The following is a 558-nucleotide window of genomic DNA, read 5'->3' on the forward strand; positions in this document are numbered from 1 at the left end:
TAACAAAAATCTAGCTTCAAATTTACTCTTCAATTTCAAAACTAAAAACAAGGTCTGACTAATCTACAGTCAAACCTTGTTTTTTTATTTTTATAAGAAAATCCAAGATTCGTAAATCTGATTAGTTTTCTCTCCCCTTTCTAGAGAGCAAACCGTAGCCACTCATTAGTCCGAGAAGTCCCAGCGCTACTAGACTAGCATCTGTTTCTGCACCAGTATTCGGCAGTTGTTTGCTTGTTTCTTCAACTTTTGCTGGCGTTGCTAAAAGCGCTTGATCCCTTGTTTGTGAGACTTGCTCTTCTTTCGTTCCAACTTCTGTGATTTCTGGGATCGCTTCCTTGAGAACTTCAGTCGAACGAAGGGTGCGTTTGCCCTGAGCATCAACTTCTACAAATTGGCGAACTTGTCCTTCCACTCCTACTTGTACTAGCTGACGTTGTCCTTTGAGAAAGGCTGCATTTGGTCGTTCCTGATGTTCGAAGGAAACTGTCCCCTCTTCAATTTCCAGTTTCGGAGTTTCTAGAACTAAATCTTTCACACCTTCAGCTGGTTGGTTGC

Annotated in this window: 1 protein-coding gene; it reads right to left on the reverse strand. The window is 41.6% G+C overall.

Features of this window, described 5'->3' with window-relative positions; all coding sequences use genetic code 11:
* Positions 1-121: 121 nt before the first annotated feature.
* Positions 122-558, reverse strand: a 437-nt coding sequence (locus tag GMD1S_RS08845; protein ID WP_000294629.1) for an LPXTG cell wall anchor domain-containing protein, incomplete at its 5' end; no start/stop codon positions are given.

Source organism: Streptococcus sp. GMD1S (assembly GCF_000296875.1).
GTDB lineage: Bacteria > Bacillota > Bacilli > Lactobacillales > Streptococcaceae > Streptococcus.